This window comes from Affinundibacterium macrobrachii, assembly GCF_014652415.1.
GTDB lineage: Bacteria > Pseudomonadota > Gammaproteobacteria > Burkholderiales > Burkholderiaceae_D > Undibacterium > Undibacterium macrobrachii.
Window position 1 is genome coordinate 266,798 of the sequence record NZ_BMYT01000001.1, and the last position, 26,163, is coordinate 292,960.

Below are 26,163 nucleotides of genomic sequence, written 5' to 3' on the forward strand. Positions count from 1 at the left end.
ACCTGATTCGATAGCGAAATTGAAGTACTTAATTAGACGCTCAAAGTGTTCAACCAAGCGTGCAACTGAGGATTCAACTAAGCGACTAAACAAGCGTCCAAATAATTTAGGAAATCGTGTAATGCACAAAAAACAAAAAATCGCGGTGATCGGTGCGGGCATCTCAGGCCTAGCAAGCGCCTATTTTTTACAGCGCCAACATGATGTAACTTTGTATGAAGCAAATACCTATTTAGGTGGACACACCAATACCGTCGAAATTGTTATTGACGGCAAAACTTTGGTCGTTGACACAGGATTTTTAGTTTTTAATGAAAAGACTTACCCTAACTTAATTGCCTTGTTTGCAGAATTAGGCATCGACAGTTACGGCACCGATATGTCTTTTGGCTTATCACTAAATAATGGCGCACTAGAATGGGCCGGCACTAATCTCGATACCGTCTTCGCGCAAAGAAAAAACATTTTCTCTCCATCGTTTTTGGGCATGATTAAAGATATTCTGCGGTTTAATCGTGATGCTGAGAGTAATCTGCAACGAAGTTCTGAATCTGGAATCAGCTTAGGACAATTACTCGTCGATCAAAAATACAATGCTGCTTTTGCGAATCATTATTTGATACCGATGGCCGCAGCCATCTGGTCAAGTTCACCAAAGGACATCTTAGATTTCCCAGCACGAGCTTTTTTGCGGTTTTGTATCAATCACGCCTTACTCCAAGTGAATGACCGCCCACAGTGGCGCACTGTACAAAATGGTGCGCGCAGCTACGTCAGAAAAATCGCCGAAACTTTACAAGACATTCGGCTCAATAGCCCTGTGAGTTCAGTAACACGTAATGATCAAGGTGTTGTGGTTACCAGCAATGGTAATTCCGAAGAATTTGATCAAGTCATTTTTGCGACGCATGCACCAGATACACTGCGTATGCTAGCTGACGCGAGCGCGGCCGAATTGGCATTGCTATCGAAAGTACGCTATCAGCCAAATACCGCTTATTTGCATACAGACAGCACTCTATTGCCACGATCCAAGAAGGTTTGGAGCGCATGGAATTACATTGGAACTAGTGCAGACGCCAGTTCAGCTACAGGTTCGCCCCAATCTGTTTGTGTTAGCTACTTACTCAATCAGTTGCAACGTCTCGATACGGAAACACCTGTGATTGTGACCTTGAATCCAACTCATCAACCGCGGCAAGAATCAGTATTTGCGCAATTTGAATATGACCATCCCGTGTTTGATCAAAGCGCGATCGACAGCCAAACAAATTTATCCAGCATACAAGGTACTAACAAAACTTGGTTTGCCGGTGCTTGGACCGGCTATGGTTTTCACGAAGACGGATTGAAATCGGCATTACGTGTGGTGAAGCAATTTGATCTGAGTCCTGTTTGGGCTCGCATCGACTAATCGAAAATCAAGCAAACATAACGCAAACAAAGATAAACAATGGCATCGACACTAGTCAACGCTTTAGTAATGCACCAACGACTACGACCAGTCAAGCATCGCTTCGTCTATCCAGTTTTTATGCTGAAGCTGGATATCGATGCACTAAGTGACATGTCGAAAGACCTTCCCAACAGCGCAATATTTGGCATCAATTGCTGGCGTCCAATATCGATTCATACTAAAGATTACGGCCCACGTGATGGCTCTAATTTGAAGGTCTGGATACAAAGTATTCTGAATAGGCATCAGGTACCAGAGATAGAAAAAATTGAGTTGCTGAGTTTTCCAAGAGTATTTGGTTATGCCTTTAACCCTATTAGCATTTGGTACTGCTATGACAAGCAATCACAACTTCGCGCCGTATTGGCAGAGGTGAATAACACTTTTGGTGAGCATCACTTTTATTTATTACAAGCTGCAGAACATGGTGTGATCGATACCAACACAGAATTGGTGAGTACCAAAATGATGCATGTCTCTCCATTTTGCGAAGTAAAAGGACATTATCAATTTAAGTTCGCCGAAACCTCGAATAAATTGAAAGTACATATCGATTATCACGATGACCAAGCTACATTGCTGCAAACCGCCATCATCGGAAAAATGCAGCAACTTACATCTGGCAATTTATTAAAGGCGCTCTGCAAGCAACCTCTACTTACATTTGGTGTGTTCTACCGCATCCATTGGCACGCCCTAATCCTGTGGTTGAAGAAAGTCCCATTTCACCGTCAGGTCCATTTCACCAATCAACAAGTTTCGACTGGCACAACAATAAAACAGGAGCAGATTAAATGAGTTCAATTCAAACCACCTCAAGTGCAATGACGAACAATTCGAATGCGATGAAGACAACTACGATGCCGGCGAGTGCCCAATTGTTTATTCGCATGCTCAATAAAATCAAGCATGGCAATCTCCATCTAGTTACACCGAGTGGCGATGTATTGAAATTCGGTGATCAACAACTTTCTCAGTCAGTTATTTTGACGATTCACGATTGGCAAGCCTGCCGAAAAATTCTGCAAGGCGGCGATATAGGATTCGCGGAATGCTATGAAGCAGGCTGGATTAGCACGAGCGCTTTAACTGCTCTACTTCGCTTAGCAATTCAAAACGAAAACGCCTTGGACAAGGCGATATTTGGTGGCAAATTAATGGGGCTGTGGTACAAACTCAAACACTTATTACGCCCTAATACACGCAAAGGTAGCCGCAAAAACATCCATGCGCACTACGACATAGGCAATTCCTTTTATCAATTATGGTTGGACGCAAGTTGGACTTATTCTAGTGCGATTTTTTACGGTGATTACGACATCAGCTTGCAAGAAGCGCAGTACCGCAAATATCAGCGCATTATCGATGTGCTAGGTTTAAAAGCGGGAGATCGTGTTTTAGAAATTGGTTGCGGTTGGGGTGGGTTTGCAGAACACGCCTCGGCACGCGGGATTCATGTGCACGGCGTAACTATCTCGCCATCACAACTAGAGATTGCAGAACAAAGAATCCAACAAGCGCAGCGACAAGATTTAGTCAAATTGGAGTTGTGTGATTATCGTGATTTGAACGGCAGCTATGACGCGATCGTTTCGATCGAAATGTTTGAAGCAGTTGGTGAAGAATATTGGCCAACTTATTTTAAAACTGTGAATCAACGTCTGAAGCCAGGTGGCAAGGCCCTTATACAAACTATTACGATTGACGAAGCGCGCTTTGAACGCTATCGCAGCGGCACGGATTTCATTCAACAATATATTTTCCCTGGCGGCATGCTGCCAAGCCCACCTCGCTTTTTGCAACTCGCACAGCAGCATGGTTTGCAAACGCGCGATCAGTATGCATTTGGCAAAGATTATGCAGAAACTTTGCGTCGCTGGAACCACGATTTTGAAAACAACATCGACGGTATTCATGGCATGGGTTTTGGCACCGCGTTCCAACGAATCTGGCAACTCTATTTCTCGTATTGCGAAGCGGGCTTTGATGAGGGTCGTACCGATGTTTATCAATTCTTATTACAGAAGAGTTCATGATGCGTAACTACTTGTCGATGCTTTTTTTAAGCTCAACACTACTCTGCTGCGCAGCCGCGCAGGCACAAGTGTGGAAGCAACATTTACCACAAGCAAAAATGCTTGGTGGTGGAGAATTCCGCTGGTGGGGATTCTCAATCTATACCGCGAGAATCTGGCAGCAAACCCCAAATAAAGAGGGCGGACTTGATCAAAACGCGAGTTTTGCTCTAGAGATTACGTATAACAAATCAATTAGTCGCGAGCGATTTGTCGATTCCAGCATCGATGAAATCAAACGTTTACACGGCGATAAATTTAATTCGGACAAATTAAAATTGTGGCGCCAATACATGGAAAAAGCCTTTATCGACGTAAAGTCCGGTGACCAATTAATCGGCGTTTATTTACCCGGAACTGGCTGTCGTTTTTATAGCCAACAAACATTATTAGCAGAAATCCCTGATGAGTCTTTTGCGAATGCTTTCTTCTCGATTTGGTTAGACCCACGTACCAAAGACAATAACTTGCGCCAACAATTACTGGGCAATAATAAATCTTCAGCTGCGATCACGGGTCCATCAATGTGAAATCCAATGCGAAAACCAAAGTGAAAACTTCTGCGCTGATTTTTTATGGATTGTTAGGACTGCCATTAGCCATGGCTGCCTTGCCCGTGTATGTGCAAATTCCGAACTACTACACTGCGCAGTTAGGTTTACCACTGGCGACTACGGGTTTGGTATTATTTTTCGCCCGCATGTTTGACACGGTACAAGATCCATTCATCGGACAACTTGTTGATAAATTTGGCTCCAGCAATCGTAGTTGGATCGTTATCTCAGCCGCTTTACTCTGCCTAACTTTCGCGGGGCTGTGGTTGCCGCCCGCATTTGCGCGTGATTCCACTACCCTCTTATTGATCTGGTTAGGCGTCATGCTAAGCCTTGCCTACACTGCGCACAGTATGCTCAATATCGCCTACTTGGCATGGGGTTCTAGCCTTGAGAATCCGAGCGCAACTAACGATAGTCAGCAAGACACGGCATATCATCAATTGCTTGGTGCATCGGCTTGGCGCGAAGCATTTGGCATGATCGGCGTCATCCTCGCGAGTATCATCCCGAGCTGGATTATTCTGCAAGACAAGAGCAGCGCCACAACGCAATTAAGTCAATATGCAATCGGTTTTACCGTCTTAGTCGTGATCGCCATTTGTGCCTTGTTGATAGGTGCCGCCAGACCTTTGTGTCGCAGTGTTCATGCAGTCATTGCATTAAGCACCTTACTCAAAAATGCCCAGTTCGTCGCACTATTGCGTATCTATTTCTTCAACTCTTTATCGGTTGCGATTCCCGCTAGTTTGATCCTGTTTTTTATTAATGACAGAATTCAAGCGCCTGAAAAAACTGCCCTCTTTTTATCTTCGTATTTTATCGCTGGCGCTTGTGGTTTGCCCTTATGGGTCAAATTGGCGAAACGTATTGGTGCGCAACTTTCATGGCAATTGGGCATGTTGATTGCCGTACTAAGTTTTGTCAGTGCGAGCTTGCTTGGAGCTGGCGATGGCTATGTTTTCTTGTTAGTTTGCATTGCTTCAGGATTGGCACTTGGTGCTGATTTAGCCTTGCCACCAGTTTTACTCACGGTGGTTGTCAACGACAAACAAAATATGGGCGCCTATTTTGGTCTTTGGTCATTGATAGGAAAATTTACTTTGGCGTTAGCTGGATTGAGCTTATCGCTTCTTGCTCTACTCAACTATCAACCAAACCAAGTTAATCAAACAAATGGTTTGTTGGCATTAACTTTTACCTATGCGGTTCTCCCCTGCGCTTTCAAATTGATCGCGCTCTTTTTACTTCGTCATTTTTCTAAGAGCATTTCATCATGATCAAAAAAATTCTATTCGCCCTTGGCGCAGTGTCATTCACTTTCTTTCTCAGCGCCTGTGCGATCACCGATGTGAATCACTATAAAGACGTTAAACCGCAACTAGACTTAGAAAAATTCTTCCTCGGCACAACCGATGCATGGGGCATGTTTCAACAAAGGAATGGTGCAGTCGTCAAACGTTTTCATGTCGTCATCGACACCAAAAAAATTGGTGACGAGTTAGTTCTCGATGAGCGTTTCGTATATGACGATGGCAGCAAACAACAACGCATTTGGCGCTTACGTAAAAATGCCGATGGTCGCTGGGTCGGCAAGGCAGACGACGTGAAAGGCGATGCCCAAGGCGAGCTTGCTGGTAACGCCTTCAAATGGCAATACGCTTTACTGTTACCAGTCGATGGCAGTGTATATGAAATGGCGATGGACGATTGGATGTATCTGATCGATGAAAACACCATGGTCAATCGCGCCAAAATGAGCAAGTTCGGTTTTGAAGTGGGTGAAGTCACTTTATTTTTCCGTCGGAGAGGATGATGCGACTCCCTTTCTTACAACCACTTAATCGACCGATTGGGGATTGGCACGACCAAACTATTTGGATTATCGGTGCCTCTAGTGGAATCGGTGCTGCACTGGCAAAGTCTTTGCTAAAGCTAGGTGCTCACGTGATCTTATCTGCACGTCGCCAGCACCATCTTGGTTTGGTGGCAAATGATCATCCACATGCGCATGTATTGGCGTTTGATGTTGCAGATCAAAATAGCTGGCGTGAAGCTCAATCACAGTTGCGAGAAAAATATCCCAAGATTGATCTAGTGATTTTTTGCGCAGCCAAATATCAACCAGAACGCACTTGGGAAGTGAATGCTAATGATGCCGCTGATACCCTTAAAATTAATCTAACAAGTGTTTATCATGGATTGGAAACTGTTTTACCAAACATGCTTCAACAAGGCGCAGGCGGCATCGCGATTCTGGCCAGTGTAGCTGGTTATCTTGGTTTACCGAATGCCAGTGTGTATGGCCCGAGCAAGGCCGCACTGATTAATTTAACTGAATTGTTATACAGCGACTTGCACGAAAAAAATATCAACGTCTATTTGGTGAATCCTGGATTTGTCAGTACCGACCTTACCAGTAAAAATGATTTCACCATGCCCGCCTTACAAACGCCGGAACAAGCATCGAAAGCGATACTCGACGGCATCGCAAATGGCGACTTTGAAATCCATTTCCCTAAACGTTTCACGATGGGACTGAAATTAATGCAGATGCTGCCTTATCGTTTGCGCTTTGCTTTGATACGGCGCTTTGTGATCGCGTAACTTGCAAGCTGAGATAATTCGCTTAGATCACGAATCAATACCTTTCTATAGACGCATAATGACTACACCACAAGTACAAAACATCATGGCTTGGTATGCAAATTTGAGCCCGACTAGCTTACAAGATATCGCCAAATATTATGCTGATGACGCACGATTTAAAGACCCCTTCAACGAGGTTCAAGGGCTTAAAGCTATTCAAGCGATTTTTGAGCACATGTTCGCCACCACGCAGTATCCGAAGTTCATATTTGAAGAGGTAATCGAGCAAGAGTCCAAAGTCTTCCTCACCTGGCAATTTCACTTTGGCTTACGCGGCAAAAGCTATATCGTCAAAGGTGGCTCTATGCTGACTTTTAATGCGCAAGGCTTGATTATCGATCACCGCGATTATTGGGACGCTGCTGAAGAGTTATGGGAAAAATTACCTATCGTAGGCGGTTTGGTTGGCTGGTTGCGGCGACGATTCAAGGTATCTACTTAATACCTAAATGTATACTTAACCACGTAAGACAGAACACAGATATATTTTATCTATAGTAGATACGCCAGCAAAATTTACAATTATCTTATAGATCGAATAGTTACTGATTCTACGCCAATTGATTCACCCACAATCTTGCGTCGCCCCAACCGATAAGATAGTCGTGATGATTAAAACAAACTAGGTAATTAAACGCGATATCGGCCACATAAAATTCAAATGGCGGACACTCTTGCAGAATCAACATTAAATCCTTGCCGCTACCAAGCCTCCAAACTACGGAGGCACTTGCTGTAATCAATAAACAATTTTCAATTCCAACAAAGAACGGTATTAACTTCCACCCATCAGGATTCAAAATTCCATCGGGAGCATCAAGTTTGTCCCACGGTGATTCTGAGCAAAGGTCTACATTTAATCGATCGCGCAAACAAATAACTATGCTTTCTCGCTCATTTGCATCCAACTCTTTAGCGGACACACCTGTTGCTGCCACAGCGTCTACGATCGCCCCTTCTATCATTTCCAATCACCACGTAACTCCTTCACCTGCTGCTGTAGACTTTCTGGTGAAATTTTCTCTGGATCTTGCGGCTCTCCCACCACTAACTCCAAACGAGAAAATGGTCCACGACGGAATGAGCGATGGAAAGGATTTCCCTTATCTCGTGACAGCAAACTACCCCAGAGACCGCGCAAGGCCATAGGAATCACTGGCACTGGCGTGCGTTCAACGATTTTCATGACGCCGCCTTTAAACTCATTGATTTCACCATCGCGGGTGAGTTTGCCTTCAGGGAAAATGCACACCAAATCACCTTCATGCAATGCTTGCGCCACATCGATAAACGATTTTTCCATCAACCAAGGATTTTCCTTTGCTGGCGCAATCGGAATTGCTTTCGCAGTACGAAATACCCAAGACAGAAATGGAATCTTAAAAATATTATGATCCATCACAAAGCGTATCGGTCGTGGGCTATACGCCATGATGACAATTGCATCCATATAGCTGACATGATTGCAGACCAATACAGCAGCGCCCTCATCGGGAATTTTATCAACATTGATGCCCTTCACTCTGTGCACGGTATGAATCAAAATCCAAGCAACGAAACGCATCAAAAATTCTGGCACTACGCTGAAAATATAGATCGCCACCAATGCGTTCAAAATCGCGGTTGCCATGAAAATCTGTGGAATGGTAAATCCTTGCTTCAACATCAGCATCGCAGCTAAAGCAGCGACCACCATAAATAAGGCATTCATAATATTCATGCCGGCAATCGTGCGCGATAGATGTTTAGGATCACAACGTGTTTGAATCAAAGCGAACAAGGGGACGATATACAAGCCGCCGAAGATACCTATCATAAAAATATCGAACAAGATTTTGTAGCTACCGACTTGATCGATAAAACTCATCGCGGTCACCGCTGCAGTGTTGGTGTACATCAAACTCGACAGATATAAATCGAAGCCAAAGATCGACAAACCGATAGCACCAAATGGCACCAGACCAATTTCCACTTTATGTCCAGATAATCGCTCACACAACAGTGAGCCTGCGCCTATACCAAATGAGAAAATCGTCAGTAACAAAACAAAGACGCTGTGATCGCCGTGCAGATAATCTTTGGCATAGAGTGGAAATTGCGCGAGTAAAATTGCGCCATAAAACCAGAACCAAGAGTTCGCCAATAAGGATAAGAAAACCGGACGATTCTTTCTGCTAAAGCTGATGTTACGCACTGTTTCGGTGGCTGGATTCCAGTTGATCTTTAGATCGGGGACGGGTGCGGGTGAAACAGGAATGCGTAAGCTAAACAACCAACCCAAGACCGCAATCAAAATACATCCACCAGCGACCAACTCAACGCCCCAGGGTTTATGCACGACCAACATGGCACCTAAAATTTCGCCTAAAAGAATACCGACAAAGGTACCCATTTCAATCACGCCATTGCCACCGACTAACTCATCCGAACGCAAATGTTGTGGCAAATAAGCGTACTTGACTGGGCCAAACAAAGTCGAATGAATACCCATGCCAGCGACAGCCGCCACCAAAATCCAAATGTTTTTGCTCATCCAACCATAGGCTGCGATTGCCATGATGGCGATCTCTAGCAATTTAACGTAACGCGCAACTTTTCCTTTTTCAAACTTGTCAGCTAATTGCCCTGATGTTGCAGAGAACAACACGAACGGCAAAATGAACAAACCTGGAATGAGATTATTCAACAAGCCTACGTCCATCGTAGTCCAAGTTAAAGCATCGTAAGTCAAAACGGTCAGCAAAGCCGTCTTAAACACATTGTCATTAAACGCCCCAAAAAATTGCGTCCAAAAAAACGGCGCAAAGCGGCGCTCTTTCAATAGGGTGAACTGGCTGTGTTGGCTCATATTAGGATAGGCTCGCGAATGCGGCTATTAACAAAAAAGCCAATTCTAAAGTAATTAGCTTTGAAATTGGCTTATTTTTTCTTACTGCGTATTCGACAACAATTGATTACTACTTTGAACAACACAGCTTCAAAAAATACTTAAAGCGTTTTGTTCATGTGCACATGCTGAATGCCAGCCTCCATAAATAACTCGCCTTCGCGATGAAATCCCTCACGTTGATAAAAAGGTTCAGCCGAAATTTGTGCATTCAATTGCACCGCATACATCCCGCGTATCTTTGCTTGCGCCATCAATTGACGCAAAATCTCTGCACCCACACCGCAATTACGTGCTGTGTTCAACACCGCCATACGACCGATATGACCATCTGGCAGCAAACGCCCGGTACCTATCGCTTTGCCTTGCGCATCGTAAGCAACCGCGTGCAGACATTGCGCGTCCATCACATCCCATTCAAGTTCTGCCGGAATTTTTTGTTCTTCAACGAAGACGGAGGTACGTACTGCTTGTGCATCAGCTTGCAACTCAGACCATTCGCCTAATTTAATTTGTATTTCGGGATTCATTTATATTCTCAATCTGATCGTTTTCTATTTCATCTATATCGAAATTATGGAATCAAACGCACTAATTGTTTTCCAAGATTTTTACCTTTCAACAAACCGATAAATGCCTCAGGTGCGGCGGCTAAATTTGGAGCGATACTTTCTCTGAACTTCAATTTACCTTGTGCGACCAGCATACCTAATTCCTTTAAGCCTTGCGGCCATAAATCTAGATGTTCAGAAATAATAAAGCCACGTAACGTGACTCGCATACTGAGCAAAATTCGTGCATTGTGTATAGACATGTCACCACCATCATAGCCTGCGATCATGCCACAAAGAGCTATCCGTGCAAACGGATTCACACGCGCCAAACAAGCGTCAAAACTCGCACCACCGACGTTTTCAAAAATCGCATCAATGCCGTTGGGCGTTGCCGCTGCGAGTTGCTCTTCTAAGTTTCCCGCTTTGTAGTCGATACATGCGTCAAAGCCTAAGTCGTTGACCACGTAGGCACATTTTTCGGTTCCACCCGCGATACCAACCGCACGACAACCGCGTAATTTGGCTAATTGTCCAACCACGCTACCGACTGCACCACTAGCAGCAGAAACGACGATGGTTTCGCCTTCTTTTGCTTGCATAATTTGGGTCAGACCATACCAAGCTGTCATACCCGGCATACCTACGGCGCCTAGATAGGCGGATAAAGGAATGTGGGTCGTATCGAGCTTGCGTAACAAGCTTCCATCAGAGACGCCCATTTCCGCCCAACCCATCATGCCAATCACTTTGTCACCGATTTGAAATTGGGGATTTTTGCTGGCGACAATTTCACCTACCGTGCCACCTATCATGGTTTCATTTAAGGCTTGTGGTGCGGCATAGTTTTTCACATCATCCATACGAACGCGCATGTAGGGGTCGAGTGAAAGAAAATGATTGCGAATTAACACTTGGCCTTCTGTAATTGTGGGAACTGGCACAATCTCCAGACGAAAATTTTCTGGTGTGACCTCACCATTTGGGCGGGAGGCCAAAACGATGCGTTGATACTGCGCATTCATATTCAATTTTCCTGTTAATTGGTTCTGTTTTTATAGGACATATGCAAGTCGTGCTGACTAAAACTTGTTCACGATCGCACTACTTTCTGGCGGCGCGACTTACACCCGCCCTACGAAATTTCAAAATACTTTCTAGCTCAATCACTGCCGCCCATTTTCACTAGACCGGCTTTTGATTTCAGACTACGCAAATACTTATACGTCCCCATCGCTTTCGCCACCAATTTATCGCCGCTCCAAATTTCACCATCGCAAAAGCACATGGTAGTCGATTGATGAAAAGCGACGCTGCGCGCCTCAAGACTTCCGCCAACTACACCGCCTGGTTGCAAGAATGTGGTTTTCATCTCGACCGTAACAACTCCCTTTTGATCGTCATGCAAAGAACGTCCCGCCATCGCCATCACCACGTCGAGCAAAGTCATCAACACGCCTCCATGTGTGATTTGCCAGCTATTCATATGGTGATGATGTAGGTCTAAAAACAAATTGGCTTTACCTTCTTTCATCTCGCCTGAAACGATACCGAGATAGTCGAGGAAAGGATTTTCGATTTGCGAAATAACATTTGAATTTGGAACAGAATCAGACATCTTTTTTTCGTCAGTAAAATTAATTGCTTACGCCCTTAATACTAGTTAATGCTAGTTATACTAATTATGGCTAAACACGTTCATAAAACTTCAAACAAACCAGCAGCGCCCTGACCGCCACCAATGCACATGGTGACGACAACATATTTAACGCCGCGACGTTTGCCTTCTAACAAAGCATGCCCAGTGAGGCGTGCGCCAGAAACACCATAGGGATGGCCAACTGCAATCGCGCCACCATTTACATTCAATCTATCCATGGGAATGCCTAGTTTGTCGGCACAATACAATACTTGCACAGCGAACGCTTCATTCAGTTCCCACAAACCGATATCATCAATACCTAAGCCTGCACGTTTGAGCAATTTAGGAATCGCAAATACGGGTCCGATACCCATTTCGTCAGGTTCACAACCTGCAACGGCAAAACCACGAAACACACCTAATGGCTGCAAACCTTTACGTTCAGCGACTTGGGCATTCATGACGATAGTCATCGCCGCGCCGTCTGAAAACTGGCTGGCATTTCCCGCCGTGATGACGCCATCTGGCAATGCCGTTCTGATTTGAGAAACCGCTTCTAAAGTTGTCCCTGCGCGTATGCCTTCATCGGCCGCAATCGTCACTTCACGCAAATGATATTCGCCTGTTTCTTTATCTGTAACGCGCATGTTCGTCGTTACAGGAATAATTTCCGCATCAAATAAACCGGATGCTAAAGCAGCACTGGCACGATGTTGGCTGCGCACACCGTATTCATCTTGGCGTTCACGTGAAATTTGATAACGCTTAGCAACGATCTCGGCGGTTTCGAGCATGGGTATATAAACCTGTGGAATATGCTGTTGTATCCACGGGTCACTCAGCATGTGCTTATTCATCTCGTTTTGTACACAAGAGATAGATTCAACACCACCCGCCGCGATGATATCAACTTCACCTGACATCACGCGTTGCGCGGCTAGCGCGATGGATTGCAATCCTGATGAGCAATAACGGTTGATCGTGATTCCGGGTACAGTGACTGGGCAACCGGCACGTAATGCGATTTGACGCGCAATATTGCGACCATTTGCCCCTTCGGGAAATGCACACCCCACCATCACATCGTCGATTTCGGCGGCTTCGAGTTTGGCTCTCTGAATAACCGCGGCGAGCGTTGGTCCCGCCATACTCGCGCCGTGTGTCATGTTAAAGGCGCCCTTCCATGACTTTGCTAATCCGGTGCGCGCTGTCGAGACGATCACTGCGTCTGTCATTTTTGTCTCCGTATTCTTTTGAGTTAATTAGAATTCTGCGGTGAGTTTCACTTGCGTATCGTTGACACTCAGATATGCGATTGAACCTTGCATCAAGCTCGCTTTATCGTCGCAATGACCAAACGGTAGCCCAGTCACAATGGGTGTTTCAATAGTCGCGCGCAAAAACTTCAACATCGCCGCGAAGTCGTAGCCATTGTCTTGTGGTGCCAAGCGATAAGCAGAAAAATTTCCCAATACGATCGCCTTTTGTTTCGCCAACACGCCCGCCATATGGAGTTGCAGCAGCATGCGCTCGACACGATAAGGATGTTCAGCAATATCTTCGACAAACAGGATGCCACCTTCAATGTTTGGAAAATATTCAGTACCAAGCAGATGACAAATCATGGCCAAATTACCACCCCACAATTTACCTTCGACATTCACATTTGCGTCTTGATCCGATTCAAATTCGAGATAGGTTTTGCGCTCGCGCAAAGCTTTCAGGAATTGGTCTTGGGTAAACGGGCGCAATTCTTCGCGCGTGAAGTCATTGCACAGCATAGGGCCACATAAACTAGCCGTATCCGTCTTTGCCAACATCGCCAATTGCAAGGCGTTGAAGTCGCTGTAGCCTACCAACCACTTACCGCTGCTGGCAATTTTTTGGAGATTGATATTTGGCAAAATTCTCGACAAGCCATAACTTCCGCGCAAGCCCATCACGATATCGACCTCGGGATTGTCTATCGCAGCATGCAATTGATCCAACCGTCCTTGATCTGTTGTGCCAAATCGTTCAAAACGATCTATATGTCGATAGTAGTTAATGAGCTTAAAACCAGCTCTTGTGAGAGCATCCAAACCAGCATCAATATTCGTATCATCTAAAGCCGCACCGCTAGGTGCAACGATAGCGATGCAAGGATGCTCAGGAAGAATTTTAGGAAAAGAAATGGGCATCGCTAATAACTCGTCTCTTCAGTAATCAGCGATCGATAGCGGCTATCACTCGCCTAGGTTGTCTGATGGAATCCGCGATTCTACCGCGGCACGGCGGCGCTCAGCAAAGAAATCCTTGAGGAGTTGCACACATTCCTCTGCCAACACGCCAGAGATCACTTCAGCATGATGATTAAGCTTTTCTTCTTTGAATAAATCGACAATCGAACCACATGCGCCCGTCTTGAAGTCATGCGCACCAAAGACAATTCGAGAAAAACGTGCATGCATTAAAGCACCAGAACACATGACACAAGGTTCTAAGGTGACATAGAGTTCACAATCAGGAAGGCGATAATTGCCAAGAACTTCGGCTGCAGCACGCATGGCGACAACTTCGGCGTGGGCCGTCGGATCATGTGTGGCTATTGGTTGGTTAAAACCACGAGCAATGATTTCACCATCTTTAACGACGACCGCTCCGACTGGGACTTCGCCTGCTTGCCATGCGAGTTTGGCTTGCGCGATGGCTTCGCGCATAAACGACTCGTCGCGACTAAAAGTCATTTCTACATTATCGATAGTAGTCGACATGCGGTGTTTAGCCGTCAATCTCCGCCCAACAATTAGGCGTTTCATATAAGGTAATTTTCGTCAAAGACAAATGGCGACCATAACGATCATGATAGACATCTTTGAGCATATCGAAGGCGATTTTGGCCAAGTTTTCGACGGTAGGAACGCGATCGATCACTACCGTTTTATGTCCAGGCATGCTTTCTAAGAATTGACGTACCGCGGTGTCTTTTTCATACACAATAAATGCGTGATCCCAAAGATCGACCAGATGTTTATTGGCGAGTGCTTTGATGTCGCCAAAATCCATAATCATGCCGTTATCAGACTCTCCGTCTTTTTCGACGACATCACCAGTCAAGGTAATCAACAAGGTATAGCGATGCCCATGCAAATTGCGGCATTGGCTATTGTGATCGGGAATCCGATGTCCTGTATCGAATTCAACTTTTCTGGTAATGGTTAACATGTATTGCCTGTGAACATAAGGTCAGACAAAACGTCATAGTCACGTCATGTCGACAGCTAATAAAAAATTGTTTAAGGAATCTGCAGCAATTTATGCGTCTGCAAACTCAATTTCCATTTTGGATGCGCTTTGCAATAATCGATGGCTTTATGCAGATTATCCTGCAACAAAGGACCATCCATCGCTTGCAAATAATGATAAGTAAAATCGAGCGCTTCATACGCCTTCAAATCCTGTCCCAACTGCGGAATCACGACTTTCAACTCGTCGCCTTTGCGCACCACGAGTTGTGAACCCATTTTCGGGCTGACGCAAATCCAATCCACACCCATCGGCACTTCTATCGTGCCATTGGTTTCAATCGCAATTTCGAAACCGACATCGTGCATCGCATCGATTAACGCTTCATCCAGTTGCAGTAATGGTTCGCCACCAGTGAATACGACGAATTTACTGGCGGTATGCGTTTCTGGCCACAAAGAATTGATTCGAGCAGCAACAGCTTGTGGCGTCTTAAACTTGCCACCGCCTTCGCCATCCGTCCCGACGAAATCGGTATCGCAAAATTGGCACACCGCCGAGCTGCGATCTTCTTCACGTCCGGTCCACAAATTACAACCAGCAAAACGACAAAACACAGCAGGACGCCCGGTATGCGTGCCCTCGCCCTGCAAAGTGTAAAAAATTTCTTTAATGCTGTAGCTCAAAAGAAATCACTCCCACTCGATTGTCGCCGGTGGTTTTCCGGAAATATCGTAGACAACACGATTAATCCCACGCACTTCATTAATAATGCGATTAGAAACTTTACCCAACAATTCATGTGGCAAGTGTGCCCAATGCGCGGTCATGAAATCCTGCGTTTGAACTGCACGCAAAGCCACCACATATTCATAAGTACGACCATCACCCATCACGCCAACCGATTTGACTGGTAAGAACACAGCAAATGCTTGGCTAGTCGCGTCATACCAAGTTTGTGGTTTTTCTGCGTTCGGATCAACGTAAGTATTACGTAATTCTTCGATAAAAATCGCGTCAGCACGGCGCAATAAATCGGCGAAATCTTTTTTGACTTCACCCAAGATACGCACGCCTAAGCCTGGGCCAGGGAAAGGATGACGATACACCATACTGTGTGGCAAACCTAAAGCCACGCCCAACTTGCGCACTTCATCTTTAAATAATTCACGCAGTGGTTCTAATAACTTCAGATTCAAAGTGTCTGGCAAACCACCAACATTGTGATGACTCTTAATTGTGTGTGAGCCTTTTTTGCCCTTGCCTGCACTTTCGATGACGTCTGGATAAATCGTACCTTGCGCCAACCATTTTGCGTTCTTAAGTTTGCCAGATTCTGCTTGGAATACTTCGACAAATTCACGACCGATAATTTTGCGTTTTACTTCTGGATCAGTAACACCAGCCAAATGCCCCATGAATTGTTCAGTCGCATCGACGTGAATGACTTTCACACCTAGATTGTTCGCGAACATTTCCATGACCATCTTGCCTTCGTCGAGGCGCAATAGACCGTGATCAACAAATACGCAAGTCAATTTATCGCCAATTGCACGATGGATTAATGCTGCCGCGACGCTACTATCGACACCACCGGACAAGCCGAGAATCACTTCATCGTCGCCAACTTGGGCGCGAATCGACGCGACTGCTTCAGAAATATAATCTGGCATATTCCAGTCAGATTTGCAGCCACAGATATCATGCACAAAGCGACCAATAATCGCTTCGCCTTGAATCGTGTGCGTGACTTCTGGATGAAATTGCACTGCATAAAAACGACGATCTTCATCCGCCATCGCGGCGATCGGGCAATTGTCGGTGGATGCCATCAACTTGAACCCTGCTGGCATTTCATTTACTTTATCACCGTGGCTCATCCATACCTTGAGCATACCGTGACCTTCAGGTGTCACGAAATCGTTGATGCCCTCTAATAATTTGGTATGGCTACGCGCGCGAACTTCAGCGTAACCAAATTCTCTTACCTTACCGTTTTCAACTTTGCCACCGAGTTGTTCTGCCATGGTTTGCATACCATAGCAAATTCCCAAAACTGGTACACCAGCGTCATACACCGCCAGTGGTGCACGTGGGGTGTCGCCTTCAGTCACACTACTTGGGCCGCCAGATAAAATAATCCCAGCTGCGCCATAGTTGCGAATGAATTCATCACTGACATCGTAAGGATAAACTTCTGAAAAAACGCCAGCATCACGAACACGGCGAGCGATCAATTGAGTAACTTGGGAACCAAAGTCGAGGATAAGGATTTTTGAATGCATGATTCTATTTATTGATTAAAGAAGAATATCAAGCTGGTCAGCTTCTGCTTGAACTATTCGGTTACTTTCTAAACGTCTGGCCGCAAGTAAGGCTTTTTCTGCGTGAGCAACCAGTGCTTCCGGCGTGACATTTGGGAATACGCTAGTTGACGCTATTCCCATGCTTATTTCAATCTCGATGTTTTGATCGTTTAGCATTTCTGGACGTGAAATTACCGCCAGACGAATACGCTCAGCGACTGCCGCTGCCACCAAATTCGATGCTCCGGGTAAAACAATTAAAAAAGCATCCACTTCAAATCGCCCCAAAGCATCAAAAGGGCGAATGCAAGAGCGCATACGACTAGCAACTTTCAGTAAAAAAGCATCACTGACCGAGCTGCCATGCTGTTCTTTTAAACTTTGATACTGATTGATACTGATATATATAAGCGATACTGGTTTCTCTGCTTTGAGACAGCGATCTAGCTCTAAACCAAGAGAACGGGTAATCGCTGCGCGATTCCACATCCCAAGCACAGGGTCAAGCAAAGCATCTCTTTTTAAATTGCGAATTTGTTTGATCAATTCACCATGCTGAACTCTTAAGGCTCCCATCACCAATTCACGCTCGACCATCACAGCAAGATCTGCGAGCAACAATCGGGATTCGTCATCGAATTCGCGTTCGGTGTAATCAATCAAATAAATGCAACTAACACATTGATCATTCGCATCAAACACAGGATGCTGGGCACAAAACACAATGTGCGGTTCCCCTTTTACCGAGGGATGTTCGGCATATTCTTCTTCAAAATTCAAATTCGTAAAAACACGAATCTCTTCAGAAAAGCCCAAATGCTCACAAAAAGCCGCTTCTATCGTCACCATCGCATGTTCGCTACGATTGAAGCGCTCGCGCAAATTACCAAAGCTGACGATGCAATTAGCAACACCAAATAAACGAATTCCGAGACGTTCAAAACGAGCGATCTTCGCCTCGTATTTACCGGGATCTACTCGTGACAAGCTCGCATCATCGAGCATAAGTTCCATGCGACTAACACCTGTAGTTGATGTCACCATTGCTTGCTCCGCGTAAATGAACCTTGATCAAACATCTCGGAACGATATCGTGCTAGCGACAATTAATCTGCACGATAATTTGGCGCTTCTTTAGTGATTTGTACATCATGAACATGCGATTCACGCATACCAGCAGAAGTAATTTCAACAAACTCCGCTTTATCATGCAAATCTTGAATTGATGCACAGCCGCAGTAACCCATAGAGGAACGTACGCCACCGACCATTTGGTACAAAATAGCCAAAACGCTACCTTTATACGGAACACGACCTTCAATACCCTCTGGCACCAATTTATCGGCGTTATTAGCGGAATCTTGGAAGTAACGATCTGCAGAACCATCTGCCATCGCTCCAAGACTACCCATACCACGGTAGGATTTATAGCTTCGACCTTGGAACAAAATCACTTCACCAGGCGCTTCTTCCGTGCCCGCGAACATACTGCCCATCATGACAGTTGAAGCACCTGCTGCCAAAGCTTTAGAAACGTCACCAGAAAAACGAATTCCGCCGTCAGCGATACATGGAACACCAGTTCCGCGCAATGCTTCTGCCACATTTGCGATAGCCGTAATTTGAGGCACACCAACACCAGCAACAATACGCGTGGTGCATATCGAGCCGGGACCGATACCAACTTTAACCGCATCCGCACCGTGCTCAACCAATGCCAAAGCCGCTGCCGCTGTGGCGATATTGCCGCCAATGACTTCAATATGTGGATAATTCGTTTTTACCCAACGTACACGATCAAGTACACCTTTCGAGTGACCATGTGCCGTATCGACAACAATAACGTCGACCCCAGCTTTGGCTAACAAATCAATACGTTCGTCATTATCCGCACCGACACCAACCGCCGCGCCAACACGCAATTTGCCTAAACTATCTTTGGAAGCAAATGGATGCTCAGTTGATTTCTGAATATCTTTCACGGTGATCAAGCCGCGCAATTCGAATGCACCATCAACGACCAAGACACGCTCTAAGCGATGCTTGTTCATCAAACGTTTCGCTTCGCTCAAATCCGCACCTTCGGTCACATAGACCAATTTTTCACGCGGCGTCATTTTGGCGCGCACTTCAGCATCTAATTCTTGCTCAAAACGCAAATCACGATTGGTAATAATGCCGACGACTGTTTTACCTTCCACTACCGGAAAACCACTAATACCGTGTTGTTGACTCATCGCGATCACTTCACGAATTGTCGTCGTTGGTGCAACTGTGATTGGATCTCTCAATACACCAGACTCGAATCGCTTGACCTTAGCCACTTCGCGCGCTTGTTCTTTTGGTGTGAGATTTTTGTGAATAATACCGATACCACCCTCTTGCGCCATCGCAATCGCGAGACGCGCTTCGGTAACCGTATCCATCGCTGCGGATACGAGGGGGATATTAAGCTTAATATTACGAGTCAAATTCGTCGCAAGAGACGTATCTTTTGGGAGAATATTGGAGTAAGCTGGGACGAGCAACACATCATCGAAAGTGAGTGCTTTTTGAAGAAGACGCATAGTATTTCCTATAGGCGCAAAAGTAAATTATACAGAAAACTTGCCGATCCGTCTCGTTCCGTGTAAAACTTGCTTTAAATTATCAGGAAATTTAGTCTTTCAAATAGAAATCGAGTTAACTATGCAAAAGAAGTCTCCACTCCTCAGCGCAGGATTTATTTTATCGCTATTACTTTCTCAGTCAGTGATGGCACAGTACATTTGGCTCAATGAAAAAGGCGTCAAGCAGTACTCGGATACGCCTCCACCCAAGTCGGTTCCACGTGACAAAATCATTAAAACACCATTTGGCACGGCAAGAGCAGCGAGCGCGGCACCAGTGGAAAATACGTCGACGACTTCCGCAAGCAATCCCAAATTGGAAAAACCGGTGACCATTGCGAGCAAAAATGAAGACTTTAATAAGCGCAAGTTAGCAAAAGAAGAAGCAGAGAAAAAAAGCGCAGATGAGAAGCAACAAAATGCCGATAAAGCGAAGAACTGTGAACGCGCAAAGTCCTATAAGCAAAGCTTAGACGAAGGCATGCTCATCATGTCAAGAGACAAAAATGGCGAACGCATTCCTTTGGATGAAGCACAACGCGCTCGAGAAATGGCTGATGTGAAAAAAGTATTGGCAGATTGCCGTTGATTAGTAATTCACTCGACACGCGAAAAACTAACTCACTACATTTTTCCTGATTTGTGCTCGCGCTTTGCGCGAAGGCGACGAGCACTCATAGGATCAGCAATCAGCGGGCGACACAATTCAAGTCGATCGCCTTCGAGAAGACAATAATCTGCGTTCTTTTTTTTGCCAAAAACAGCCCATACGCTATGATTTTCGAGTAAAGACTGCACATCAGCAAGTTGTGAACTAGAGAGATAATCCATTACCTGTTGAGGCTTAGTACCCGATTCAACCAACAAGGGGATCAACACAGGACTTGCATGCGGCAAGGCATAACAGAGTTCAATTTTTATGCGCTGCATTACTTGCTTATCCATACACCGCCTCTGCACGCTCACAAAAAGCGTCAACAAAACTATTGGTGATCTTACTAAACACCGGCCCGATTAAGTGCTCCAGCAATTTACTTGAAAACTCATAGCGCAGATCAAACTCGATCTTACACGCGTCTTTTCTCAGTGCGGTAAAGGTCCAAGTTCCATGTAATTGCTTAAATGGGCCATCAACTAGATGCATTTCCATCGAATGCGGAGGTGAATTGACGTTTTGCGTAGTAAAACTTTGCTTGATTCCGTGGTAATTGATAGATAATGTCGCCTTCAAATGGGTGTCGGTGCGCTCTGCGACCTCAACGCCACCACACCATGGCAAAAACAAAGGGTAGTCTTCTACTTTCTCGACAAGTGCAAACATCTGTTCGGCACTAAAGGCTACAAGGACATTTTTTTTGACAACTGCCATTATCTCAAGTCATTTGGTATGATCACAGACCGAATTTTAACTGAAACAAGGCTCTTCTCGGGAATTAAGCGAAAAACCAGCATCGAACGCCCCAGAAGTCACTACACAATAAATCGAATAAGTATGAGAGCAGTATGAGTATTGCAGATAATAAAAAAGCATTTCACGATTTTTTCATTGAAGAACAATATGAAGCTGGTATTGTCTTGCAAGGCTGGGAAGTTAAAGCGATACGCGCTGGTCGCGTACAACTGAAAGAAGCCTACGTGATCATCAAAAATGGAGAAATTTTTCTGTTTGGTGCACACATAGGCGCACTCCCAACAGCATCAACCCACATCCATCCAGATTCTGTGCGAACCAGAAAATTGCTGCTGCACGCAGAAGAGATTAAAAAGTTAATCGGCAAAGTGGAACGTTCAGGCTACACAATGGTGCCACTGAATATGCATTACTTGAATGGACGCGTTAAATGCCAGATCGGATTAGCCAAAGGTAAAAAGCAACACGATAAGAGAGAAACCGAAAAAGAACGCGATTGGCAGCGAGAACAGCAAAAAATTATGAAACAACACCGACGCTAATCTGCCAAAGACACAAAAAGCAAAAAAACAAATTAGGTGAATCGCCTCTCGTCGCTTAGCGATATGCATGACGAGATTCACCTTATTTTTTTTGTTGCCGGCGCAAATAAATATCTTGTCTTGCTTCTCGAATCTGTCTACGTAGCGCCATTCGCTCTTCTGGGCTTAAACGATTCAATTTAGCTGCTGGCCGCTCTTCATTATTCAACCGGTTTTTTTCAACCCCACGTAAAACTGGTGAAGGATTTCTCTCAAAGCCAGAGCCATTACGAAATTCTTCAATACGCTCGGCTCGACGATTAAATCTGAGTTCTTGCAACTCACGAAACTGTTGGCGTCGCTTTTCAATTTTTTGGCGAGTTTCTGCATCTTGCTCTTGTGGCGCCAATGCAGAAGCATCTTCACCTATCCACAATGAAGAAATAAACATCAAACAAATTAATCGGCACTTAACAGACAACACAACAATCCTTAACTTTGTCAATTTATCGACATAAACATGATCAAACATAGACCATTTTATTCGGAAAAATATCGTGAACCAAGCAGTTTTAACAATGATTAAAGTCTAAGTCCCAGAGAAGAAGATAGATAGCCCTTTTTCTGTAAGCGCTGTAACAGTTTGTAATCTTTCACAAAGATGATTTGCCGATTCATTGTTTAGCAGTAAGATAAGACTTTTCCATTTGCAAAGAAGTGAGCATTTGAATGAGCGAATCCAAAGCAAAAATTTTAGTGGTTGATGATGATTTACGCTTACGCGATTTATTGCGGCGCTATTTGAGCGAGCAAGGATTTCAAGTTGTGGTCGCTGAAAATGCACAAGCCATGAACAAATTATGGATGCGAGAACGTTACGATTTAATGGTCCTCGATTTGATGTTACCAGGTGAGGATGGTTTATCTATCTGTCGCCGCTTGCGAGGTGGTGGCGACAATACACCAATTATTATGCTCACCGCAAAAGGCGAAGAAGTCGATCGCATCATCGGCTTGGAAATGGGGGCGGATGATTATTTGCCCAAGCCATTCAATCCAAGAGAACTCGTTGCTCGGATCAATGCGGTACTGCGAAGAAAAGCACCAGATGAAGCTCCTGGCGCACCTTCTGAGCAGGGTCAGAGTTTTCAATTTGGTGAATTTGTATTGGATCTATCGACGCGCAAACTCAAAAAGAACGGCGAAAATATTAGTCTAACTACCGGGGAATTTTCTGTACTGAAGGTATTCGCCCGCCATGCCAGACAACCTTTATCAAGAGAAAAGCTGATGGAACTTGCACGCGGTCGTGAATATGAAGTGTTTGATCGCAGTCTTGATGTGCAGATTTCTCGTCTGCGAAAATTAATTGAGCAAGACCCAACCAATCCGCAATATATACAAACCGTATGGGGATTAGGCTATGTTTTCATTCCTGATGGTCAAAGTCAGTAAGCATCCCAATCGAAGAATCTTCTCTCGTCGCTATCAACATTTAAAAAAATCATCGTAATGCGCAAATACCTGCAAGGATTAGCTTGGTTTCAAAACAGCTTGTTTTGGCGCACCTTTTTCCTGCTCGCATTATTGGTCACTGCCAGCCTATTGACTTGGTTTGTCAGCATCAAATTATTAGAACGCAAACCGCGCGCGCAGCAGTTATCAAATCAAATTGTTTCGATAGTTACGATTACTAGTGCGGCGCTTACGCACTCCGCAGAAGACAAACGACGAGAATTATTAATCGATCTAGCGCGCAATGAAGGAATACGGATTTACTTATTAGAAGATAGCGATCAAGTGCAGAAAATCACAGAGACGCCACTACTCACTGAAGTACGCCGATTAGTTCAACAAAAGCTTGGGAAACAAACACAATTTGCCAATAGTGTGAATGGTGAGGATGGGTTTTGGCTTAGCTTTCAAATCGATGAAGATCAATTTTGGTTGAGATTAGAAGCAGATCGCTTACAAACTGAAGTTGGCTTACAGTTTCTCGGATGGGCGATTTCCAGCTTGATCTTGGCACTCATCGGTGCGGTATTTATATCGAGACGAATCAACCAACCGCTCACCAATCTGATCATCGCAACCAGGCAATTATCACGCGGGCGCCATCCAAAACCTTTGTCAGAAAACGGGCCTAAAGAAATCCGTGAGACCAATGCGAGCTTTAATCAAATGGTCGATGATCTAGCAAGAATAGAATCGGATAGAACCGTGATTCTTGCTGGTATCTCGCACGATCTAAGAACACCGCTTACGCGACTACAACTTGAATTAGAAATGGCAAATTTAGAGGTCGATACGCGCGAAGCAATGCAAGCCGACCTCAGGCAAATGGATAGCATCATTCAACAATTTCTTGACTATGCCAAGCCCTTACATGAATCGACTTTTAGTAGCTTCAATTTAAGCAAACTTATCGATAAGATTTTTTCAGATTTGGCAAAATCGAGTGATGTTGTCATCGAAGCCAACATCGAACCTAATCTTTATGTCACCGGTATCGAGATTGAGTTTCAACGACTGTTTGATAATCTGATTCAAAACGCCATACGCTACGGACGAGATGCTCAGACCCATCAACTCAAATTAGCAATTCTATGCAAACGCCAAACTAATGCTGCGAAAAGCGCAAACTCAAACGAAATTTACGTGCAGCTTAGAGATTTCGGCAGTGGCATCGACGATGCACAAATTCCTCGCTTATTACGACCTTTTACACGCGGAGAAATCGCCCGTAGCCAAGCAAATGGCTCTGGTTTAGGATTGGCCATCGTTGAACGGATCGTAAAACGACATGGTGGCAAAATGCATATTCGTAACCACGTACAAGGCGGTTTGGAAATTCAATTAATGTTCCATTAAAACTGAATGAGCTTACTAGTATCAATTCTGTATTCACAAACACAAATCAAGCCAATGTGAACAGGAACAACAACAACAAAATATTGTGAGCGGATGATGTTCTTTCGTCTTAGCATCTTTTTATTGTCGACATTCACTTTATCATTTAGTATCTTCTGATCAACAAAAACTTACCTGATAAAAAAGGACGAGGTATGACGCAAGCAGCTCCAATGCTCAACACAGTCAATTCAGAACATACCGAAGGCGATCCTGAATTAATGTATAAAGGTGTGGGTCATGTAGTCAGAGCCTTACACGACGCACTAACTTGGGTTGGCGCAGACGGCATATTGGCGGAAGCATCAACTGAATTTCCATCAGCACGTGAGCGACTCAATCACATTGGAGCACTAACTGAAAAAGCAGCAAACAAGGTACTTTCTGCTGTTGAAGAAACATTGCCCTTGCAGCAAGCAACAATAAAAGATGCTGCGCTACTTTTACAAGCAAAGGATAAACAAACACTTAATAACTTATCGAAAGAAGAGTTAATTCATCTCAACCTACAAATGCTTAGCTTCATCCAACAGACACGCGAAAATAGCCTTCGCACTGAGCAGTCGCTTTCAGACATCATGATGGCGCAAGACTTTCAAGATTTAACAGGTCAACTGATCAAAAAGGTGGTCGGATTATTGGAACGCACCGAAAAAGACTTATTGGGATTACTTTTAAGTGGAGCTCCAGAGGGAGCAGTATCTGTCAATAAAAAAGAAGACTTATTAGCTGGTCCAGGTGCCGTAGGTGGTGTCCAACTTAGCCAAGATAATGTGGATGACCTCTTATCTGACTTAGGTTTCTAATTGAATACATTCAATTAGTTTGCCTTCAAAATTAGGCATTCACAAATTACCAAAAAAAAGCAGGCTTATTACGCCTGCTCTTGATTCTTTCAATTGAATTTAAGTTTGTCTCAACACAAAAGTCATTAGAATTCGACCAAGTTAGATCATCGCTAACCAAGCATAATCAAACTCTTATCTCGCTTTAGACAAAATCACCAACCACTTACGAAATAATAAAATCTCTAGGTGCCCGGCTTGAACTCCTGTCGAACACTCAATGACCGGATTCACATGATAGTGACGATTTCTAAAATCGTTACAGATAAAAATTTCACGGCGTCCAAAACGCATCAAAAATGTGCTTGGTGAAAATTGCACTGCAAAACGCGTGTCTAATGTTTGTTCTAAATTAGTCATTTGAAGAAATCTCCGTAGTTGAATGTCGATAGAGTCTAGGCTGACTTACTCACAATTCCTCGCACAAAGAATACTGTATGTGCGTTCAGTAGTTAGTAATGTAAAGCAAAAATACTGTGTATGCAATCAGTATTTTATTGCTGTTGTTTTGATTTCAGCTTA

29 protein-coding genes and 1 pseudogene are annotated in these 26,163 nt (G+C 44.5%); 13 read left to right on the forward strand and 17 right to left on the reverse strand.

Annotation, left to right across the window (positions count from 1 at the left end):
- Positions 1-121 precede the first annotated feature (121 nt).
- The 8 genes from IE103_RS01170 to IE103_RS01205 all read left to right on the forward strand — a co-directional run bounded on the left by IE103_RS01170 (position 122) and on the right by IE103_RS01205 (position 7,176).
- Positions 122-1,414 (forward strand): NAD(P)/FAD-dependent oxidoreductase, encoded by a 1,293-nt coding sequence (locus tag IE103_RS01170; protein WP_189344185.1) that lies wholly within the window; start codon positions 122-124, stop codon positions 1,412-1,414.
- Between the two features lie 39 nt (positions 1,415-1,453).
- On the forward strand, positions 1,454-2,254 hold the full coding sequence (locus IE103_RS01175; protein WP_229826998.1) for a DUF1365 domain-containing protein: 801 nt from the start codon (positions 1,454-1,456) through the stop codon (positions 2,252-2,254).
- Between the two features lie 62 nt (positions 2,255-2,316).
- A complete protein-coding gene (locus IE103_RS01180; protein WP_373295226.1) occupies positions 2,317-3,492 on the forward strand; it encodes a class I SAM-dependent methyltransferase in 1,176 nt (391 codons plus the stop codon).
- Complete coding sequence (locus IE103_RS01185) at positions 3,489-4,061, forward strand: chalcone isomerase family protein (RefSeq protein ID WP_229826999.1); 573 nt, start codon at positions 3,489-3,491, stop codon at positions 4,059-4,061. The genes IE103_RS01180 and IE103_RS01185 overlap by 4 nt, the downstream gene beginning before the upstream one ends.
- 20 nt (positions 4,062-4,081) lie before the next feature.
- A complete protein-coding gene (locus IE103_RS01190) occupies positions 4,082-5,365 on the forward strand; it encodes an MFS transporter (RefSeq protein ID WP_189344186.1) in 1,284 nt (427 codons plus the stop codon).
- Positions 5,362-5,901 carry a DUF3833 domain-containing protein gene (locus tag IE103_RS01195; protein WP_189344187.1) on the forward strand — a complete coding sequence of 180 codons (540 nt, stop codon included), beginning with the start codon at positions 5,362-5,364 and terminating at the stop codon, positions 5,899-5,901. The genes IE103_RS01190 and IE103_RS01195 overlap by 4 nt, the downstream gene beginning before the upstream one ends.
- A complete protein-coding gene (locus IE103_RS01200) occupies positions 5,898-6,692 on the forward strand; it encodes an SDR family NAD(P)-dependent oxidoreductase (protein WP_229827000.1) in 795 nt (264 codons plus the stop codon). Before IE103_RS01195 ends, IE103_RS01200 begins: the two co-directional genes overlap by 4 nt.
- Before the next feature lie 58 nt (positions 6,693-6,750).
- Complete coding sequence (locus IE103_RS01205) at positions 6,751-7,176, forward strand: nuclear transport factor 2 family protein (protein WP_189344188.1); 426 nt, start codon at positions 6,751-6,753, stop codon at positions 7,174-7,176.
- 109 nt (positions 7,177-7,285) lie between these two features.
- Here IE103_RS01205 and IE103_RS01210 read toward each other — a convergent pair whose 3' ends face one another.
- From IE103_RS01210 to guaB, 13 genes are all read right to left on the reverse strand, one after another.
- A complete protein-coding gene (locus tag IE103_RS01210) occupies positions 7,286-7,705 on the reverse strand; it encodes a hypothetical protein (protein WP_189344189.1) in 420 nt (139 codons plus the stop codon).
- Positions 7,696-9,582 carry an MFS transporter gene (locus IE103_RS01215; protein WP_189344190.1) on the reverse strand — a complete coding sequence of 629 codons (1,887 nt, stop codon included), beginning with the start codon at positions 9,580-9,582 and terminating at the stop codon, positions 7,696-7,698. The genes IE103_RS01210 and IE103_RS01215 overlap by 10 nt, the downstream gene beginning before the upstream one ends.
- Positions 9,583-9,722: 140 nt before the next feature.
- Positions 9,723-10,151: a GNAT family N-acetyltransferase gene (locus IE103_RS01220; protein WP_189344191.1), complete on the reverse strand. Its 429-nt coding sequence runs from the start codon at positions 10,149-10,151 to the stop codon at positions 9,723-9,725.
- Positions 10,152-10,195: 44 nt separating this feature from the next.
- Positions 10,196-11,197 carry an NADP-dependent oxidoreductase gene (locus IE103_RS01225; protein ID WP_189344192.1) on the reverse strand — a complete coding sequence of 334 codons (1,002 nt, stop codon included), beginning with the start codon at positions 11,195-11,197 and terminating at the stop codon, positions 10,196-10,198.
- Positions 11,198-11,334: 137 nt separating this feature from the next.
- Entirely contained in the window at positions 11,335-11,790 is a 456-nt protein-coding gene (locus IE103_RS01230) for a PaaI family thioesterase (RefSeq protein WP_189344193.1), read from the reverse strand.
- 80 nt (positions 11,791-11,870) lie between these two features.
- Positions 11,871-13,049, reverse strand: a complete 1,179-nt coding sequence (locus IE103_RS01235) for an acetyl-CoA C-acyltransferase (RefSeq protein WP_189344194.1) — start codon at positions 13,047-13,049, stop codon at positions 11,871-11,873.
- Between the two features lie 27 nt (positions 13,050-13,076).
- Complete coding sequence (locus IE103_RS01240) at positions 13,077-13,994, reverse strand: LD-carboxypeptidase (RefSeq protein ID WP_189344195.1); 918 nt, start codon at positions 13,992-13,994, stop codon at positions 13,077-13,079.
- A 45-nt stretch (positions 13,995-14,039) separates the two neighbouring features.
- Positions 14,040-14,567, reverse strand: a complete 528-nt coding sequence (gene tadA / locus IE103_RS01245; RefSeq protein WP_229827003.1) for a tRNA adenosine(34) deaminase TadA — start codon at positions 14,565-14,567, stop codon at positions 14,040-14,042.
- A gap of 7 nt (positions 14,568-14,574) precedes the next feature.
- Entirely contained in the window at positions 14,575-15,018 is a 444-nt protein-coding gene (queD, locus tag IE103_RS01250; RefSeq protein WP_189344196.1) for a 6-carboxytetrahydropterin synthase QueD, read from the reverse strand.
- A 71-nt stretch (positions 15,019-15,089) separates the two neighbouring features.
- On the reverse strand, positions 15,090-15,725 hold the full coding sequence (gene queE, locus IE103_RS01255) for a 7-carboxy-7-deazaguanine synthase (RefSeq protein WP_189344197.1): 636 nt from the start codon (positions 15,723-15,725) through the stop codon (positions 15,090-15,092).
- Between the two features lie 6 nt (positions 15,726-15,731).
- A complete protein-coding gene (guaA, locus tag IE103_RS01260; protein ID WP_189344198.1) occupies positions 15,732-17,324 on the reverse strand; it encodes a glutamine-hydrolyzing GMP synthase in 1,593 nt (530 codons plus the stop codon).
- Between the two features lie 15 nt (positions 17,325-17,339).
- A complete protein-coding gene (locus tag IE103_RS01265) occupies positions 17,340-18,389 on the reverse strand; it encodes a GGDEF domain-containing protein (RefSeq protein ID WP_189344199.1) in 1,050 nt (349 codons plus the stop codon).
- A gap of 62 nt (positions 18,390-18,451) precedes the next feature.
- On the reverse strand, positions 18,452-19,912 hold the full coding sequence (gene guaB / locus IE103_RS01270) for an IMP dehydrogenase (protein ID WP_189344200.1): 1,461 nt from the start codon (positions 19,910-19,912) through the stop codon (positions 18,452-18,454).
- A 121-nt stretch (positions 19,913-20,033) separates the two neighbouring features.
- Between guaB and IE103_RS01275 the strand changes: the two genes are divergently transcribed.
- Positions 20,034-20,543, forward strand: coding sequence for a DUF4124 domain-containing protein (locus IE103_RS01275; RefSeq protein ID WP_189344201.1), 510 nt, complete (start codon positions 20,034-20,036; stop codon positions 20,541-20,543).
- Positions 20,544-20,578: 35 nt separating this feature from the next.
- Here IE103_RS01275 and IE103_RS01280 read toward each other — a convergent pair whose 3' ends face one another.
- Positions 20,579-20,899, reverse strand: coding sequence for an RnfH family protein (locus IE103_RS01280; protein WP_189344202.1), 321 nt, complete (start codon positions 20,897-20,899; stop codon positions 20,579-20,581).
- A complete protein-coding gene (locus tag IE103_RS01285; protein ID WP_189344203.1) occupies positions 20,892-21,323 on the reverse strand; it encodes a type II toxin-antitoxin system RatA family toxin in 432 nt (143 codons plus the stop codon). The genes IE103_RS01280 and IE103_RS01285 overlap by 8 nt, the downstream gene beginning before the upstream one ends.
- A 122-nt stretch (positions 21,324-21,445) precedes the next feature.
- Here IE103_RS01285 and smpB point away from each other — a divergent pair.
- Positions 21,446-21,907, forward strand: a pseudogene (gene smpB / locus IE103_RS01290) (SsrA-binding protein SmpB); the annotation flags it as partial.
- 82 nt (positions 21,908-21,989) lie between these two features.
- On the opposite strand, the gene IE103_RS01295 reads toward smpB, so the two are convergent.
- A complete protein-coding gene (locus IE103_RS01295; protein ID WP_189344205.1) occupies positions 21,990-22,337 on the reverse strand; it encodes a hypothetical protein in 348 nt (115 codons plus the stop codon).
- A 278-nt stretch (positions 22,338-22,615) separates the two neighbouring features.
- Between IE103_RS01295 and ompR the strand changes: the two genes are divergently transcribed.
- The 3 genes from ompR to IE103_RS01310 all read left to right on the forward strand — a co-directional run bounded on the left by ompR (position 22,616) and on the right by IE103_RS01310 (position 25,602).
- Positions 22,616-23,341, forward strand: a complete 726-nt coding sequence (gene ompR / locus IE103_RS01300) for an osmolarity response regulator transcription factor OmpR (protein WP_189344206.1) — start codon at positions 22,616-22,618, stop codon at positions 23,339-23,341.
- A 57-nt stretch (positions 23,342-23,398) separates the two neighbouring features.
- The gene (locus IE103_RS01305; protein ID WP_189344207.1) at positions 23,399-24,757 is read left to right on the forward strand and encodes an ATP-binding protein; all 1,359 of its coding nucleotides are present in this window, start codon (positions 23,399-23,401) and stop codon (positions 24,755-24,757) included.
- 194 nt (positions 24,758-24,951) lie between these two features.
- Complete coding sequence (locus IE103_RS01310) at positions 24,952-25,602, forward strand: protein phosphatase CheZ (protein WP_189344208.1); 651 nt, start codon at positions 24,952-24,954, stop codon at positions 25,600-25,602.
- Between the two features lie 174 nt (positions 25,603-25,776).
- Here the strand turns inward: IE103_RS01310 and IE103_RS18305 are convergent, their stop codons facing one another.
- A complete protein-coding gene (locus IE103_RS18305) occupies positions 25,777-26,001 on the reverse strand; it encodes a hypothetical protein (RefSeq protein ID WP_229827004.1) in 225 nt (74 codons plus the stop codon).
- Positions 26,002-26,163: the final 162 nt, after the last annotated feature.

What these genes read in the sequence shown, in the direction of transcription:
- guaB (WP_189344200.1), bottom strand. Translation starts at nt 19,912, where the DNA reads ATGCGTCTTCTTCAAAAAGCACTCACTTTCGATGATGTGTTGCTCGTC.
- IE103_RS01185 (WP_229826999.1), top strand. Translation starts at nt 3,489, where the DNA reads ATGATGCGTAACTACTTGTCGATGCTTTTTTTAAGCTCAACACTACTC.
- ompR (WP_189344206.1), top strand. Translation starts at nt 22,616, where the DNA reads ATGAGCGAATCCAAAGCAAAAATTTTAGTGGTTGATGATGATTTACGC.
- IE103_RS01220 (WP_189344191.1), bottom strand. Translation starts at nt 10,151, where the DNA reads ATGAATCCCGAAATACAAATTAAATTAGGCGAATGGTCTGAGTTGCAA.
- IE103_RS01295 (WP_189344205.1), bottom strand. Translation starts at nt 22,337, where the DNA reads ATGTTTATTTCTTCATTGTGGATAGGTGAAGATGCTTCTGCATTGGCG.
- IE103_RS01305 (WP_189344207.1), top strand. Translation starts at nt 23,399, where the DNA reads ATGCGCAAATACCTGCAAGGATTAGCTTGGTTTCAAAACAGCTTGTTT.
- IE103_RS01205 (WP_189344188.1), top strand. Translation starts at nt 6,751, where the DNA reads ATGACTACACCACAAGTACAAAACATCATGGCTTGGTATGCAAATTTG.
- IE103_RS01280 (WP_189344202.1), bottom strand. Translation starts at nt 20,899, where the DNA reads ATGGATAAGCAAGTAATGCAGCGCATAAAAATTGAACTCTGTTATGCC.
- IE103_RS01265 (WP_189344199.1), bottom strand. Translation starts at nt 18,389, where the DNA reads ATGGTGACATCAACTACAGGTGTTAGTCGCATGGAACTTATGCTCGAT.
- tadA (WP_229827003.1), bottom strand. Translation starts at nt 14,567, where the DNA reads ATGTCGACTACTATCGATAATGTAGAAATGACTTTTAGTCGCGACGAG.
- IE103_RS18305 (WP_229827004.1), bottom strand. Translation starts at nt 26,001, where the DNA reads ATGACTAATTTAGAACAAACATTAGACACGCGTTTTGCAGTGCAATTT.
- IE103_RS01310 (WP_189344208.1), top strand. Translation starts at nt 24,952, where the DNA reads ATGACGCAAGCAGCTCCAATGCTCAACACAGTCAATTCAGAACATACC.
- IE103_RS01180 (WP_373295226.1), top strand. Translation starts at nt 2,317, where the DNA reads ATGCCGGCGAGTGCCCAATTGTTTATTCGCATGCTCAATAAAATCAAG.
- IE103_RS01170 (WP_189344185.1), top strand. Translation starts at nt 122, where the DNA reads ATGCACAAAAAACAAAAAATCGCGGTGATCGGTGCGGGCATCTCAGGC.
- queD (WP_189344196.1), bottom strand. Translation starts at nt 15,018, where the DNA reads ATGTTAACCATTACCAGAAAAGTTGAATTCGATACAGGACATCGGATT.
- IE103_RS01230 (WP_189344193.1), bottom strand. Translation starts at nt 11,790, where the DNA reads ATGTCTGATTCTGTTCCAAATTCAAATGTTATTTCGCAAATCGAAAAT.
- IE103_RS01175 (WP_229826998.1), top strand. Translation starts at nt 1,454, where the DNA reads ATGGCATCGACACTAGTCAACGCTTTAGTAATGCACCAACGACTACGA.
- IE103_RS01285 (WP_189344203.1), bottom strand. Translation starts at nt 21,323, where the DNA reads ATGGCAGTTGTCAAAAAAAATGTCCTTGTAGCCTTTAGTGCCGAACAG.
- guaA (WP_189344198.1), bottom strand. Translation starts at nt 17,324, where the DNA reads ATGCATTCAAAAATCCTTATCCTCGACTTTGGTTCCCAAGTTACTCAA.
- IE103_RS01225 (WP_189344192.1), bottom strand. Translation starts at nt 11,197, where the DNA reads ATGAATGCGCAGTATCAACGCATCGTTTTGGCCTCCCGCCCAAATGGT.
- IE103_RS01195 (WP_189344187.1), top strand. Translation starts at nt 5,362, where the DNA reads ATGATCAAAAAAATTCTATTCGCCCTTGGCGCAGTGTCATTCACTTTC.
- IE103_RS01215 (WP_189344190.1), bottom strand. Translation starts at nt 9,582, where the DNA reads ATGAGCCAACACAGCCAGTTCACCCTATTGAAAGAGCGCCGCTTTGCG.
- IE103_RS01235 (WP_189344194.1), bottom strand. Translation starts at nt 13,049, where the DNA reads ATGACAGACGCAGTGATCGTCTCGACAGCGCGCACCGGATTAGCAAAG.
- IE103_RS01200 (WP_229827000.1), top strand. Translation starts at nt 5,898, where the DNA reads ATGATGCGACTCCCTTTCTTACAACCACTTAATCGACCGATTGGGGAT.
- IE103_RS01275 (WP_189344201.1), top strand. Translation starts at nt 20,034, where the DNA reads ATGCAAAAGAAGTCTCCACTCCTCAGCGCAGGATTTATTTTATCGCTA.
- IE103_RS01240 (WP_189344195.1), bottom strand. Translation starts at nt 13,994, where the DNA reads ATGCCCATTTCTTTTCCTAAAATTCTTCCTGAGCATCCTTGCATCGCT.